The following is a 15,234-nucleotide window of genomic DNA, read 5'->3' on the forward strand; positions in this document are numbered from 1 at the left end:
TTTTATGAGAATTGTGTCAATTGAAATTTACTCTTAATCAGTTCCTCCAGATCTTTCATTGGGGTTAAAGCATTTTTTAATTTCTCTTTGTCAGATTTTGACATTTCTCTTAAATTAATATATTGGCCAGAGTCGTCATTTTTTAATCCTTCGACAGTTCTAAATTTTGAAAGCGTTAAAAAAGCTTCTGCGCAGCTTAAATAAATTTCCGCATTTTTAGAATCTGTTATAGCTAATTGTTTGAATCTTAGGTATGTATTTTGAATTCCTTTAATATTTGCATTTAATATCAATAAACGAGCGCCGTCAATCAGCGGCATTAATGCACGAGTTTTAATATCAAATTTCTCTTTGTGCGGACCATCTTCTTCGGTTATAAATTTCTTGAAGAAACTTAAAGGAGAATTTTTCTTTAAAGCATCATTTCCTAAAAAGTCGAAGAATAAAGTATTGTTGACAGCATTCTTGAAAATTACATTTTCTATAGCTTCTTCAATTTTTGGTTCGCCAAATACAATTTCATAATCAAAGAAGATACTGCTCAAATCATTACTATTTTCACCTGGAGTATTCATCCAGCTATTATATTGTTTTGTCCAGTCACTCAATGATTTACACCAAAGCATATTGCTTCCCATATGTCCGTTTGGACAATAGTCATAACCAACTTTTTCTAAAATAGAAGTTGTTCTTTTTGCCAATCTTAAGAAATAATCTTTTACTTCTCTGTATTTTTCAGGAGTAACATCTTCAAAAATCAAAATGCTGTCTTGATCAGTAAGTAAGAGCTGCTCCTTACGCCCTTGACTTCCAATGCTTAACCAAGCAAAACGTGCAGGAGGGGAGCCTAAATCTAAAATTGATAATTCAACTGCCCTTTTGATAATTGCCAAGTTAATTTCACTCGCAATATTACTAACGTGAGAAATTGGAATATTTTTTTGAATCGAATTCTGAATCAAATCAGATAAACGATCACGAATTTGTTTTAAGTCTTTAGGCAACTGCGAACGCTTAATCTCTTTAATTAAAACGCCAGGGTTACTAGCTTGAGCAACAATAAGATCGTGTTCAGAAATAATTCCTTTTACAACAGATTTGCTTGTTCCATCTTTTGTAACACATAAGTGTGTCACATTGTGTTTTAGCATTAACAATTGTGCTTCTGCTAAAGAAACATTTTCAAGAACAGTAACAACTGGAGACGACATGATTTTGTCAATTGTTTCTGTAATAGGATAGCGGCCAGTGGCAATTTTAGACGATAAATCTGCATTGGTAACAATACCAATTGGATGATTTTTTTCGCAGATTATAATATTGTCAAGCATAGAATCTGTCATCAAAATTGCAACATCTTTTATGATAGAACCAGCTTGAGTTGTTAATGGCGAATTATTATAGTTAAGTGACTGAATGTATTGCATTTCTGTCTGCTGATCAAGGTAATCGGCATCAGAAATCAATTTCCCATTAGAATTCATACTGTCTTTTGTATGGCGCGAATTCACTGCAAAACTTTCCAATAAAAAGTTTAAAACATCTGAATTATTGGCAACAAAAGGTCTAAAAACAGCGATTGGAATAGCATAAATAATACTTTCTTCACGTGCTTTAGCAGTCATCATGTAGTTATTCTTAGCAAAAAACGGACGCAAGCCAAAAATATCACCTTCATGACATTTATTTATAATGGTTTCTTCAGCGTCTGCAATGGTTGTAAGATTGATAACACCAGAAGCTACAACATAAAAGCTTTCGTGAAGCGGATCGTTATTTTGAAATAATACCGCATGTTTTTCTAAATTGATTACACGAATATTCGTGGCAATATCTGATAATTCCTGGAAAGTTAAATTATCAAATGGTTTGTATTCTTTTAAAAAATCTGCAATATGCTCAGCGACTGTATTCATATATGTGATAATTTATTTTTAAAGTATCGAATGTAAAAATAGTAAAATAAAGTCTTACAATGAAAGTATCTTTAGCAGAAACTAATTATTTTAAAGAAATGTTAAAAGATAATGGTAATAAGACTTCAAAAAGTTTTAATCTTTTCAAAATGATTGGCAAACTAGATCGATAATACTGCGATATTTGAAAATATTTTAATTCAAAAATCATATAGCGCATTTATGAATATTTGAATTTAAGAAAAATGTTTTAATTATAAAATAAACTGTATAGAAATCCAGCAAGCTGAATTTTGAATATTTGGGATTTTTTAAAAATAAAAATCATACAGCGCATTTATAAGCGATTTGAATTTGAGGAAAATAATTTGATTCAAAAATAAACTGCATAATCCAGCGAGCTAAATTTTGAATATTCAGGAATTTTTAAAAATAAAAATTATACAGCGTATTTATGAAGGATTTCAGTTTTAAGAAAAAAAATATTCTAACAGAAAATTGATCTTTAGAGGCAGAAGGTAAATTTGCCATAAATTAAAATTTCCCAAACAAAAATCCGTACAGCACATTTATAGGACAGTTTTTAAAATATTCTATTTTACATAATATAAATTATAGGTCAAAATGGAATAACTCTGAGAAGAGAGTTATTCGTATAATTTTTTCAAAATCATCTCTTTTGGCACAACATCGCCTCCGCCATTTTTTGTAAACTGGATTACAGCATCGTTTACAAATAAAACTGCGCTCGATTTTGTTCCGTCTTTATCTTTCAATTTAATTTGAGCTTTATCGCCAAGTGGATAAACATCTCCGGTAACTTCTAAAATTCCAGAATTTAGTTCTTTATGGTCGCTTGTAACTTCTGCAGTTCCAAAAATCTTAGAATTTGACTGCGCTATTGTTATGGTGAAAATAAATTCTTTTTTACAGTCTTTGCATTTTTCATTTCCCCAAGTTCCAGAAAATCTATTTTGCTGTGAATATGATTTTAAAGCAATCAAAAATGCTATAAAAAGAAATTTTTTCATTATGAATCGTTTTATTAAAAATTTGAACCAAATATAAATTAAAAAAGCATCATAAATCTATGATGCTTTCTTAATCTGAAAAAAATTATAGCTTTTTCAAATAAACTGATTTTCCATTTAGTGACACATCAATTTGATTTGTTTTTTCATTAAAAGTTGTTCGCAGAGCATTTCCGTTAAAAATTGTAACGTCGCCATATACGTGGCCAGCTTCACTAGAAGTATAATCAAATTTTACTTTTTTGTTTCCTGGTTCAATTCCTAATTTGTAGCTTGAAAATTTTGTTCCTCTTAAATCAAAATCTTGTTGCGAATCGATAATTTTTCCGTCAGCGTAAAAATTTGTAACCGATTTGCTTAATGAAATGTCTGGATAATATTGATTTACTTTCTTTAGAAGCTCATATTGCTCAACACTAGCTTCTTCTTGTTTTGATGTAATAGTTTGAGCAAATGAAATTGATGTGCATAAAACTGCTAATAACAAAATGTACTTTTTCATACTTCTTAATTTAAAGATTAATAGATTAGTTTCGATAAATAATTTTAGCGATTACTTTAATTTATTGTTATAAACTTCTTCAAGTTCTATAACAAGGTATGAAATCTTTACCTTTGCAAAAAATTATAAGCCCTTTTTTAATATAATGACAACAAAAAAATATATTCAGCTGATTCTGATTCTAGGTTCTTTAACCGCTCTCGGTCCTTTTTCAATCGATATGTATCTGCCTGGTTTCTCTGGAATTGCAAAAGATTTAAATACTACTGTTGCTAAAGTTTCTATGAGTTTATCCAGTTATTTCATCGGAATTTCTGCTGGACAATTGCTTTATGGACCTTTATTAGACCGTTTCGGGCGTAAAAAACCTTTGTTTATTGGACTTCTCGTTTATATTCTAGCTTCTTTAGGATGTGTTTATGTGACTGATATTGATGATTTTATACTACTACGTTTTATTCAGGCAATCGGAAGCTGTGCTGCTACAGTTGCTTCTGTAGCAATGGTTCGTGATTTATTTCCTGTAAAAGATATTCCAAAAGTATTTTCTCTTTTAATGCTTGTACTTGGACTTTCGCCAATGTTAGCACCTACAATTGGCGGTTATGTTACAGAAGATTATGGTTGGCACACGGTATTTTTTATTTTAATGTGTATGGGAATTGCTGTTTTATTAGCTTCTCAAATTGGTTTGCCAAATAGTTATAAACCTGATACTTCTATTTCTTTAAAACCAAAACCAATTATTTCTAACTTTTTAAAAGTTCTTAAAGAACCGCAATTTTATACTTATGCTTTCACAGGAGCAATTGCATTTTCGGGATTGTTTACTTATGTAGCGGCCTCACCTATAATTTTTATGGATATTTACCATGTTGATGCTAAAACGTATGGTTGGATTTTCGCTTTTATGTCTGTTAGTTTTATTGGCTCGAGTCAGTTAAATTCGGTTTTATTAAAGAGATTTTCGAGTGAACAGATGATTTTTGCAGCATTAATTTTGCAATCTATTGTTAGCATTGTCTTTCTTGTACTTTCTTTAAACAACCTTTTAGGATTGTATGAAACTATAGCAATTCTTTTTGTGTTTTTAGGCTGTTTAGGAATTTCAAACCCAAATACAGCTGGACTTACAATGGCTCCATTTGCAAAAAATGCAGGCAGCGCTTCGGCTTTAATGGGTGCTATTCAACTAGGTTTAGGATCTTTGGCTTCTTTTGCTGTTGGAATTTTTGTAAAAGATTCTGTTGCTCCAATGGTTTTCATTATGACGGTTACTACTATTATTGCCTTTATTGTTTTAAATATTGGGAAACGTTTTATTACACAAAAAGTAGAATTGTCTGCAGAAGATAATTTTACATCTGGTCATTGATTTTTTGTAAGTATTTAAAATTCAGGTCTTACAGATTGATTTTGCAATTTTATTTCGTTAATTTTATATGGTATAAAATGGAATGGAATCCAGATACCATTTTAAAAACGGGGCGAAACCGAAAAGCCACATGAGTAGGAATAAATTTCGAAGTATTATGCCGAAATATGTTATTGAAAGAGAAATCCCAAATGCTGGTAAACTTACACATGATCAATTAAAAAGTATTTCACAGGCTTCCTGTGGCGTACTCAGTCAACTTGGAACACAAATTCAGTGGGTAAATAGCTATATTACAAATGATAAACTTTATTGCATTTATATAGCGCCAAATGAGCAAATGGTTTATGAACACGCTAAATTAGGAGGTTTTCCAGCTAATTCAGTAAATCAAGTCACAGGAATAATTGACCCAACTACTGCTGAATAAATAGCTAAATTTCAATTGATTAAAATTCCAATTTGTTGAAGAATAAAAAAGCCAAAAACAATTTGTTTTTGGCTTTTTAAATATTTTATGTTTTCCGGTTTTGGAATTTGGAATTTCAAAAAATTGGAATTTTAATTTTTTAATTCTGAGTTTTCTTATCTGGTCTAATAATCATTCTAAGTGATTGATCTTTTGCGAAATAAGCTACCATCCAGTTCCAAAATGTATTTAATCTGTTTCTATACGTAATCAAAGAAATCAAGTGGATGAACAACCAGATTATCCATGCAAAGAAACCTTTAAAATGCCATTTAGGACTTGGTAAATCTACAACAGCTTTTGCTTTTCCGATAATTGCCATAGAACCTTTGTCATTGTAAGCGAAAGGTTTAAGCGGTTTATTTGCTATCATTGCTTTAAAGTTCTTAGCCAAGTTTAATCCTTGCTGAATAGCAACTTGAGCAACCTGTGGATGCCCGTCAGGGAAATTTTTATCTCCAGCTGTAATCGCAGTATCACCAATTGCATAAATATGATCTACACCGTTTACTTTATTGAATTCGTCTGTTGCCATACGTCTTCCACGGCCGTAACTTTCTTTTGGAATTCCTTCAAAAATTTTAGCTGAAACTCCCGCGGCCCAGATTAAGTTTTTGGTTTTAATGGTTTCTCCGTTTTCAAATACCACAGTATCATCAACATAATCAACAACTTTGGTGTTTAATTTTACTACAACACCTAGTTTTGTCAATGCCTCCAAAGTATCTTTTTGAGATTCTTTGCTCATTGGTGCTAATAAAGCGTCACCACCATCAACCAAATAAACGTTGCTTGCTGATGTATCTAATTCTGGATATTCTTTTAGAAGTATATTTTTACGCATTTCGGCAAACATACCAGAAACCTCTACTCCTGTTGGCCCCCCTCCTGCTACAACAATTGTAAGCAATTTACGTCTTTTACGCATATCCTTACAGATGGCAGCTTTTTCAAGGTTTTTAAGTAACGTATTACGCATTACGATGGCATCATTTAAGGTTTTCATCGGAATGGCGTTTTTCATTACGTTCTCCATACCAAAGTAACTTGTTTCGGCTCCAGTCGCAAAAACTAAGTAATCGTACTCTAATTCTCCGTTGCTTAAAGTGATTTTCTTTTCTGCAGGAGAAACAGATAATAATTCGCCTAAACGAAAACTAAGATTCTTTTTGCCTGCGAAAAATTTTCTAAAAGGATAACTAATGCTCGAAGGTTCTAAAAATGCCGTAGCAACTTGATATATAAGTGGTGGGAAAAAGTTATAATTATTTTTGTCTACAAGAGTTACTTGTATTTGAGGTTGATTTACGAGCTCTTTTGCTAGATTGATTCCCGCAAATCCACCTCCAATAATGACTATTTTCATATATGTTGTAATTAATAGGATTATAGAATATTTCCTTATAAAAGTACAACTTTAATATACAATGACAAAAGTCATATTATTTACTTTTTGAATTTTTTAACTGTTTTATCAACTATATCGATTTTGTTCTGTAGGACATAACTTGCCATTAATTTCTCGATTAATTCTTCTTTAGTTAAATGATGAAAAACTGTTTTTACTCTCGTTTTTAAATCACCAGAAAGTTCATGATTAGGTTTTGTTTTAAAGATTTGTTTTGCCCATAAAAGCATATTATTTTCTTCAAGACTTGCAGCTGATGGTTTTTTGAATTCAGAAAATTTAATTCCTAATTCTCTTTCGAAATCAGCAATTTCAAAAACTTCTTCCTGCTGTAAAACAGTTAAAGAAAGTCCTTTTGCCCCTGCCCTTGCGGTTCTTCCGCTTCTATGAACATAGTTTTCGTAAGTGTCAGGCAAGTGATAATTAATCACATACGAGATTTCTTTCACATCGATTCCTCTCGCTGCAAGATCGGTTGCAACCAAAATATTAATATGCCCTTCACGAAATTGTTCCATAATTCGATCACGAATTCCTTGAGTCAAACTTCCATGAAGCGCTCCCGATGAAAATTTATTGATAGCCAGATTTTTAGCTAATTTGTTAACTGCCGCTTTTGTTTTACAGAAAATAATACCTCTTTCTCCGTCTCTTGAATTCAAGAAATGCATTAAAACTTCAAGCTTTTCAATTGGATCTACCACAATATATTCGTGATCAATTCCTTCGTTTCCAACAATTTCCATGCTGGCACTTATTTGAACTACATTTTTATTCAAATAATTCTGAATCAATTGTTTAATTGTTCCAGGAAGTGTAGCCGAGAATAATAAAGTACGGTGTTTTTTAGGTAATTCAGCAATAATTTCGTCCAAGCTTTCTTTAAGAATCGCCACCATTTCGTCAGCTTCGTCTAAAACTAAATATTCAGCTTTTTTGATGTCGATTGCTTTTCGCTGAATCAAATCAATTAAACGTCCTGGAGTAGCTACAACAATTTGAGCGCCTTCTTTTAATCGCTCGATTTGTGGTTTTATTGGAGTTCCTCCGCAAACTGACGCAATTGAAATATTCGGAATATGTTTTGAAAAACTTTCTAAGTTTCTAAAAATTTGCTGTCCTAACTCTCTTGTCGGAACTAAAATTACAGCTTGAACTGTTGTGGATTCTGAATTTACCAATTGCAATAATGGCAATCCAAATGCTGCAGTTTTTCCTGTTCCAGTTTTGGCTAAACCAACAATATCGTGAGTTTCGCTCAAAAATAAGGGAATTGCTTTTTGCTGAATTTCTGTTGGTTCAACAATGTTTAATTCGCTTAAAGCTTTTAAAATTGGAGCCGAAATTCCTAATGTTGAGAATGGTTTAGACATGTTCTTTAATTTTGTTTCAAGTTTTCAGGTTTCAAGTTACACCAAAAACTTAATAAGTTGAAAGGAGAAATCACATTTACTTTGAAATGCTATTTCTCCTTTTATAAATTATGATAATATTTTAGATTCCAATAACTTGAAACATGAAACCTGAAACTTTAAACTTTTTCAACTCAAAAATCAATCTGGTTCGTTCATGATTTTCTCACGATACTTTTTACCGATTAATAAAGTTAATCTTTGTTTGTAATCGTCAACCAGCCATTCACGGTAGTTTTTACTGCATTGGCTCAAACATTTAGAATAACGTTTAATACGATCTTCGATATCATCTTCTAATTCTTTAGCCAGCATTTTTGCTTCCTGAAGCGTTTCTGTATTATCTACACACATTCCAGCATGCTGATCTAGAGATTTGTCTAAAACGACTTTAGAACGAAGATTTTGTTTAATGATTAATTTATGTTCTTCATCAACGTCAAAACTAACATCAGCTGTTTTGCTAAATTTCGCACGTAATTCCGGCGGCATGCTGTATTTAAAGAACATCTCAATTTCGTGATCATCACGTAAGTTTTCTAAATAAAACTCCGGTGATTTAAAAATGTGCTGCCAGTTTACAGGATCGCTCCATAAACCAAAACGAGCGGCATTGTTTCCTAAATCGATAACTGTAAATTCATCTTTTCCAGGTAATTTACGAGAACCACGACCAATCATTTGGAAATATAAAGTCAACGATTTTGTTGCTCTGTTCAAAATAATCGTTTCTACAGTTGGTTCGTCAAAACCAGTTGTCAAGATCCCAACAGAAGTCAAAATCGCGTCTGGAGTCTTTTTAAACCACTGTAAAATGTCTTTACGCTCTTCAGAACTACTTGTGTTGTCTAAGTGTCTGATATCGTAACCTGCTTCTCTAAACGTTTCATATACATATAAAGAAGTATGGATACCGTTATTGAAAATAAGCGTTTTCTTTCCTAAAGAACGTTCTGTATACGCATGAAGCAATTTTTCCTGCATCAAAGTATTGGTATACAAATCATCTGATGATTTTACTGTATAATCACCATTGATACCAACTTTTAACGAAGTCAAACCAACATCGTAGCTATAAGTTGTTGCTTTAGCCAAAAATCCTTTATCGATTAATGAACCAATAGTATCTCCCACAATAAGTTCGTGGTAGCTTTGGTGCATTGGTAATTTTATATTTGAACTCAAAGGCGTTGCCGTTACTCCAAGAATAAAAGCATTTTTGAATGAGTTTAATAGTTTTCTAAATGAGTTGTAATGTGCCTCGTCAATAATAACCAAACCGATATTATCTAAATGAAGTTTTTCATCATTAATACGGTTTTTTAAAGTTTCAACCATTGCCACGAAACATGAAAAATCATTTTGATCTGGCAATTCTTTAACTTTACTATTGATTATTTTGTTTGTAACGCCAAAACCAGTTAACATTTTTGAAGTTTGCTTACAAAGTTCGATACGGTGCGTTAAAACAACCACTTTTTTATCATTATGAGATAAATAGCGGCGAACGATTTCAGAAAATATTACTGTTTTTCCTCCTCCAGTTGGAAGCTGATACAATAAGTGGTGTTTAGGAGGAGCGTTGTCTAAACGGTCAAAAATAGCGTCAATATCGCCTTTTTGATATGCATAAAGTTCTTTCTTCTCTTCTCTTTGTATTTCTAAAGTGTTTTGAGACATTGTTTATTTTTGGATTTTTGCAAAAATACACCGAAAAAACAGTTATTCATCTTTTTTTAACCTAAAATAAATGTTTTTTTAAAAGAAAGATTTTTTATGAGAGAGTCATTTAGCAGTCTTTTTTCTTCAAAAATGATTAAATATGTATAAAATATTTAATTTTGAGATTTAAACTTTTTAAATAAAAGAGAGAATTTACTTTCTTTTTCGTTTTCGTCATCTACTAGATCTTTTATTAAATTAAAATATTTAGGTTTTTCATATTTAAAAATATCTTTTCCTTCCAACATATAGGCTTTCAATAAACATTCTCTAGCCTTATCAGTAATTTTAGTTTCTAAAAAGCTTTGCCCCATTCTTAAAAGTATAAAAGGATTAGCATATCCTCCTGGACAATTGAAAGCATTGTGTAAATTTTCTAGTGCCTGTGAATAATTTTTATTTAAAAAATAAACATCCCCCAATGCTGTATAAATCCAAGTAGCTGCTTCCCAATCTGATTTTGGACTAGGTACTAAATCTAATGCTTTATTAAAACAATCAATTGCATCGCTTAATTTATTCTTCTCAATAAATTTATTACCCTTATCGGTTAAATTTGTTATTTCTGTGTAGATTTCATCAGATAATTCCGTAATCTTCTCATTTAAAAAATCTTTATAAATTGCATTTTCACCTGAAAATAGTCTTCCTTTTGATTTTTTATTAGCAATTTTAAAATATTCTAATGCTTTTTCTTTTTGATTAGATTCAAATGCTACTTTGCCAGCCCACATTTCACGCTGACCATAATCGCCTCTTTCTGGATCAGCATAAAAAATTTTATCAACCCATTCATTCATGGTTTGAATATCTTTAATAAATAGGGCTGTATCTAGAATATATGAAACAATATAAAAACTTTCATCATATTGATTTTTGTCTTCAGGAAGTTTGTCCCAAGCTTTAATTAAAACATCGATTGACTTTTTATAATCTTTTTTATCAAATAAATGATGACTTTCTTGTATTAAGTCTTCGATTTCTTTTCCTAATATTCCTTTTAGAGATGCCATAATATTTGTTATTTTTAACATTAAAGTCTTATGGTAAGATTTAAGCTACAAATATATAATATTAAAGTTTAAAATTATTTTAAAAATTGATTTTATCTAAAATAGCCTCAAAATCGTACTTATTTTTCCATTTTTGCTGAGAAGTTTCTTCAAAAATGCCATTAATTCTTAATTTAAAATCATTAAAAATTCCATTTGAGATGATAAAATTAACAGCTTGTTCGAAAGAATTATAGATGCTTTTGTAAAACAATTCTTGCTTGATGAAATTTTGAGAAGAAAACGTTTGCGCAATTTCGATATTATAAAGCATAATATCTGCCACGACATAAGAATCTACACCAAGCGTCATAAAATGTTTGATTAATTTCTGAGCAACCGATCTTCGCATTTTGGCTTTAGGACGCCATTTTGCTCCCGGTTTTTTTATCGGAAAATATTCGTGAGAAATTTTGACTTTAGCTTCTTGCAATAATTTATCTTCTTTCGGATTAAAAACAAAGTCGTAATAGGTTTTTACTGGAGCAAATTTCTCGTACAATTCAATCAATTGTTCCTCTAATTGTTCCTTTGTTAATTCGCCTAAATATTTTTTTAAATCTCTTTTACTCATTATCAAAACTTAAGATTACAAAAGTAAATTACTTTCCTGATAAATATCCGAAAAACCAACGATAATCCTTAATTTTGCCTCTATAAAACTTAAAAAATATATACATGCTCAAGATTTTCAAAGTTACTGCCATTTTAGAAGGAATCTCTTATTTAGTATTATTTGCTAATATGTTGATTATCAAAAACAACAATCCTGAACTTTACCATACTTTATTACGTCCCCTTGGAATGACACACGGTGTGTTGTTTATCGGATATATTATTTTAGCTTTTTTATTGAAAAAATCAATGAATTGGGATTTAAAAACTTTTGCTATTATTCTAGTAGCTTCTCTTATTCCGTTTGGAACTTTTTATATCGAGAAAAAATATTTAGAAACTAAAGCAAATGCTTAAGCTTTTGGAGAAAATATTTAACTTTTTATATCCCACTTTTAGAGATTGGGGAATGAGTCGCAACGTGGCGTCTTATACCAGTTTAATCTTTAATATCGCTATTTTAATAGCATTAGCTTATATTATTTATTATGTTGCCAAATTTATTTTGGTGACTTTGACTGCTGTTTTTGCACAGCGCACCAAAACAAAATTTGACGATTATTTAATTCAAAACAAAACAACTAGATATACAGCGTACTTAATTCCGTTTTTCTTTATTTATAAAGCAGTTCCAGTAATCTTAGATAAATACGAATATTGGGAATCAATTTTCGGAAAAATTGTAGGTATCTATATCGTATTGCTTGGATTATGGATCGTTAGAACGGTTTTTAATTCATTACGCGATTATTTAAAACAAAAACCAGAATACAGCGACAAGCCAATTGATAGCTTTGTTCAGGTTATTATGATTGTCCTTTGGATTTTCGGAGTTGCTATGATTATTTCGACTTTATTCGGAATTAAAAAAGGCGAATTATTAACCATTTTAGGAACACTTTCAGCGATTATTATCTTGATTTTCAGAGATACAATTCTTGGATTTGTTTCGAGTGTTCAGGTTGCTATAAACGACATGGTTCGCATTGGCGACTGGATTACAATGGATAAATTTGGTGCTGATGGAGATGTAATCGAAATTAATTTGACAACCGTAAAAGTTCGAAATTTCGACAATACGATAACCACAATTCCAACTTATGCTTTAAGTTCAGATTCTTTTCAGAACTGGCGCGGTATGCAAAAATCTGAAGGGCGACGCATTAAAAGACACATTTTAATAAAAAGCAGTACAATTCGTTTTTTGAATGATGAAGATTTACATCAACTAAAAAAAGTACAACTGATAACATCTTATATTGATAGCCGTCAAGCGGAAATTGATAAATACAACGATCTTAGAGGAATCGATAAAACGCTTTCGCTAAATGGCCGAAACATGACCAATTTAGGTTTATTTCGAAAATACATTATTCAATATTTAACCGATCATCCTGGATTGAACAAAAATATGCATATCATTTGCAGACAATTACAATCTACAGCACATGGAGTTCCGTTGGAAATTTATGTTTTTTCGAGTGATAAACGTTGGGCAAATTACGAATATATCATGGCCGATATTTTCGATCATGTGATGGCATCAGTAAGATATTTTGATCTTGAAATTTTTGAATTGCCTTCTCAGATTGGCAAATTAGAATAGAGTTTTTTTAACCGCAAAGAACGCTATCCCGATAGCTATCGGGAACGTAAAGTTCGCAAAGTTTTTACACAAAGCTTTGCGAACTTTGCGTTTATACTAAATACAGCTTATAAAAAAACTTGCGTGCTTTGCGTTTAAAATATACACAAACCACTTCAACTTGAAACTTGAAACTTGAAACAAAACTACTCCTTCTCTATTCTTTCAAAAAGAAACTCTGGATTTTTATAGTCAATTGGAACTTCGGGAACATAACATGGAAGATTAAAATAAGTTCCAATTACTCCTTTTCCCAAATAAAGTTTATTGTCTTTCTTTAAAAGTGCTAAAGGGACTCTTTTCCATGCTCCGCCAAAAGAAATATAGTGATAATCTCCGCGAAGCGTATCGCCTCTTAAATCTCCTCTTACATCCCCAGAATCTTTTCCAGTTCCATAATGCGAAATTTCATAGCGTCCGTAAAAGCGTTTGTTATTTATATGAATATCTAAAACAGCTGTATCTTTATTATTTACAGCACGATATAAAGCACGGTTATATTTTTCTTTGTCTTCTTTAGAATTACAAGAAGCGAATAATAAACAGAGAAACAGAAATAATCGCATAATTTATTTTTTATAAAAACAAAAATAGGTTTTTACTGTTGGAATATTTAGTTAACTTTAAAGAAAACTAAAAACAAAACCCCATGGAAGATAGAGACACTTTTTTAAAAGAATTCAGAGGCGAAACTTTAGGAACTGTAAGTGCTCAATCTTCACCAGATGAGTTATTTCAAAACCAAACAATCAGGCCGATTTTTAAACTCCAAAACGATTTGTTTGTTGCAGTTTTTATTAATTACATCAATAAGAACAAGCGTGATTTTTATTCTTATTCGGTTGAGAAGAAACTACAAACTATTGAAAATTCAATTCAGAAAGATATTAAGTTCCGAAATTCTCTAAAAGGAATCGTAATGGGACTTTTTACGCTTGACGAATATGATACTTATATTCAAAATTCATCTAATTTAAATAAACGAATGATGAATTTATTAATTGAAAGATTGAAAAGTCAAGTGCAACTTTTTGAAGTGGAATCTGATTCTAAATAACAATAATGACTAAAGCATACCATTATCTGTACTTTCGTACTTATGAAATTATTTCGAAAACAAATAAGACTTCGGCAGAATCTTCAACCGCTAGATTTTTATCTATTCTTTTTTTAATAAATATATTGACTTTATATTCTTTATTTTTTAAGTCATTTAATGATATTGCTTTTTACAGTTTTAGCGCTCTTGGTATGATTGTATCAATTCTAAATCTAAGATATTTTGACAATGCTAAGAATAAATTTATCCTATATGAATTTAAAGATTTAAAAATAAATAGGATATATAAAACACTTGTTGATAGCTATCCTTATCTATCTTTTATATTTTTATTTAGCTCACTTGATGTTGGATTTTATGCGATTTACTATTTTATTGGAATAGTAATTTTGATAAAAGCTGTAACCTATTTTTGGAACTTATAATTTGAAAACATGTTTGAGCAATTCCGAAACAAATTTCCTTTATCAGAAGAAAAATGGAACGAATATGTCGGTCATTTTAATCGAATTGAAGTTCCTGCTAAAACAACGCTTTTAGAAGAAGGTGAAATTTCAAAAAAGCTTTTTATAATTGAAAAAGGCTGTATAAGAGTTTGGTTTAATAATAACGGAAAAGATCTGACTTCACAGTTCTTTTTTGAAAATCAAAGCGTGGCTTCGATCGAAAGTTTTATGAAGAAATTTCCAAGTCCAGCTGTAGTTGAAACAATTGAACCTTCTGTTTTATGGTGGATTCACAAAGAAAATCTTGATATTATAATTGAAGAAATCAAAGAAATTCCGGAGTTGAGAGATCGTTTGATTGATATGCTTTTTCAAAGAACTTTTGATTATATGAAACACTTTTTTTCTTTCATAAAAGATTCTCCTGCTCAGCGTTATCTTAGTTTAATTCAAGAAAAACCTCAAATTGTTCAAAGAGTTCCACAGCATTATATTGCGTCTTATTTAGGTATTAGTACGGTGCATTTAAGTCGAATTAAAAGTAAATTGCTTCAGAATAAATAGCCTTTTTCATTTGATAA

The 15,234-nt window shown here is 30.8% G+C and carries 16 protein-coding genes; 7 read left to right on the plus strand and 9 right to left on the minus strand.

The window, feature by feature from the left end:
* Positions 1-2: 2 nt before the first annotated feature.
* The 3 genes from DM444_RS23305 to DM444_RS23315 form a co-directional block, all read right to left on the minus strand.
* The gene (locus tag DM444_RS23305) at positions 3-1,916 is read right to left on the minus strand and encodes a DUF294 nucleotidyltransferase-like domain-containing protein (protein WP_111291087.1); all 1,914 of its coding nucleotides are present in this window, start codon (positions 1,914-1,916) and stop codon (positions 3-5) included.
* A gap of 647 nt (positions 1,917-2,563) precedes the next feature.
* Complete coding sequence (locus DM444_RS23310) at positions 2,564-2,947, minus strand: hypothetical protein (RefSeq protein ID WP_111291089.1); 384 nt, start codon at positions 2,945-2,947, stop codon at positions 2,564-2,566.
* A gap of 85 nt (positions 2,948-3,032) precedes the next feature.
* Positions 3,033-3,449, minus strand: a complete 417-nt coding sequence (locus DM444_RS23315) for a hypothetical protein (protein ID WP_111291091.1) — start codon at positions 3,447-3,449, stop codon at positions 3,033-3,035.
* Between the two features lie 145 nt (positions 3,450-3,594).
* On the opposite strand from DM444_RS23315, the gene DM444_RS23320 reads away from it, so the two are divergent.
* Entirely contained in the window at positions 3,595-4,824 is a 1,230-nt protein-coding gene (locus DM444_RS23320) for a multidrug effflux MFS transporter (RefSeq protein ID WP_111291093.1), read from the plus strand.
* 157 nt (positions 4,825-4,981) lie between these two features.
* Positions 4,982-5,254, plus strand: a complete 273-nt coding sequence (locus DM444_RS23325) for a DUF4242 domain-containing protein (protein WP_111291233.1) — start codon at positions 4,982-4,984, stop codon at positions 5,252-5,254.
* A 139-nt stretch (positions 5,255-5,393) separates the two neighbouring features.
* On the opposite strand, the gene DM444_RS23330 is transcribed toward DM444_RS23325, so the two are convergent.
* The 5 genes from DM444_RS23330 to DM444_RS23355 form a co-directional block, all read right to left on the minus strand.
* Positions 5,394-6,659: an NAD(P)/FAD-dependent oxidoreductase gene (locus DM444_RS23330; RefSeq protein ID WP_111291095.1), complete on the minus strand. Its 1,266-nt coding sequence runs from the start codon at positions 6,657-6,659 to the stop codon at positions 5,394-5,396.
* A gap of 80 nt (positions 6,660-6,739) precedes the next feature.
* A complete protein-coding gene (locus DM444_RS23335; RefSeq protein WP_111291097.1) occupies positions 6,740-8,074 on the minus strand; it encodes a DEAD/DEAH box helicase in 1,335 nt (444 codons plus the stop codon).
* A gap of 180 nt (positions 8,075-8,254) precedes the next feature.
* Positions 8,255-9,793: a DEAD/DEAH box helicase gene (locus DM444_RS23340; RefSeq protein WP_111291099.1), complete on the minus strand. Its 1,539-nt coding sequence runs from the start codon at positions 9,791-9,793 to the stop codon at positions 8,255-8,257.
* Between the two features lie 155 nt (positions 9,794-9,948).
* Positions 9,949-10,848: a hypothetical protein gene (locus tag DM444_RS23810; protein ID WP_204251713.1), complete on the minus strand. Its 900-nt coding sequence runs from the start codon at positions 10,846-10,848 to the stop codon at positions 9,949-9,951.
* 79 nt (positions 10,849-10,927) lie between these two features.
* Positions 10,928-11,461, minus strand: a complete 534-nt coding sequence (locus DM444_RS23355; RefSeq protein ID WP_111291101.1) for a DUF6155 family protein — start codon at positions 11,459-11,461, stop codon at positions 10,928-10,930.
* 104 nt (positions 11,462-11,565) lie between these two features.
* Between DM444_RS23355 and DM444_RS23360 the strand changes: the two genes are divergently transcribed.
* A complete protein-coding gene (locus DM444_RS23360) occupies positions 11,566-11,859 on the plus strand; it encodes a DUF3817 domain-containing protein (RefSeq protein ID WP_111291103.1) in 294 nt (97 codons plus the stop codon).
* Positions 11,852-13,108 (plus strand): mechanosensitive ion channel family protein, encoded by a 1,257-nt coding sequence (locus DM444_RS23365; protein WP_111291105.1) that lies wholly within the window; start codon positions 11,852-11,854, stop codon positions 13,106-13,108. Before DM444_RS23360 ends, DM444_RS23365 begins: the two co-directional genes overlap by 8 nt.
* A 185-nt stretch (positions 13,109-13,293) precedes the next feature.
* Here the strand turns inward: DM444_RS23365 and DM444_RS23370 are convergent, their stop codons facing one another.
* Positions 13,294-13,713 carry a hypothetical protein gene (locus DM444_RS23370; RefSeq protein ID WP_111291107.1) on the minus strand — a complete coding sequence of 140 codons (420 nt, stop codon included), beginning with the start codon at positions 13,711-13,713 and terminating at the stop codon, positions 13,294-13,296.
* Between the two features lie 83 nt (positions 13,714-13,796).
* On the opposite strand from DM444_RS23370, the gene DM444_RS23375 reads away from it, so the two are divergent.
* Genes DM444_RS23375 through DM444_RS23385 form a run of 3 tightly spaced genes read left to right on the plus strand, consistent with a single transcriptional unit; the run spans position 13,797 to position 15,217 of the window.
* A complete protein-coding gene (locus tag DM444_RS23375) occupies positions 13,797-14,204 on the plus strand; it encodes a glyoxalase (RefSeq protein ID WP_111291109.1) in 408 nt (135 codons plus the stop codon).
* Between the two features lie 5 nt (positions 14,205-14,209).
* Entirely contained in the window at positions 14,210-14,632 is a 423-nt protein-coding gene (locus DM444_RS23380) for a hypothetical protein (RefSeq protein ID WP_111291111.1), read from the plus strand.
* 9 nt (positions 14,633-14,641) lie between these two features.
* A complete protein-coding gene (locus DM444_RS23385; protein WP_111291113.1) occupies positions 14,642-15,217 on the plus strand; it encodes a Crp/Fnr family transcriptional regulator in 576 nt (191 codons plus the stop codon).
* Positions 15,218-15,234 lie beyond the last annotated feature (17 nt).

The organism is Flavobacterium ginsenosidimutans (genome assembly GCF_003254625.1).
Classification (GTDB): Bacteria; Bacteroidota; Bacteroidia; order Flavobacteriales; family Flavobacteriaceae; genus Flavobacterium; species Flavobacterium ginsenosidimutans.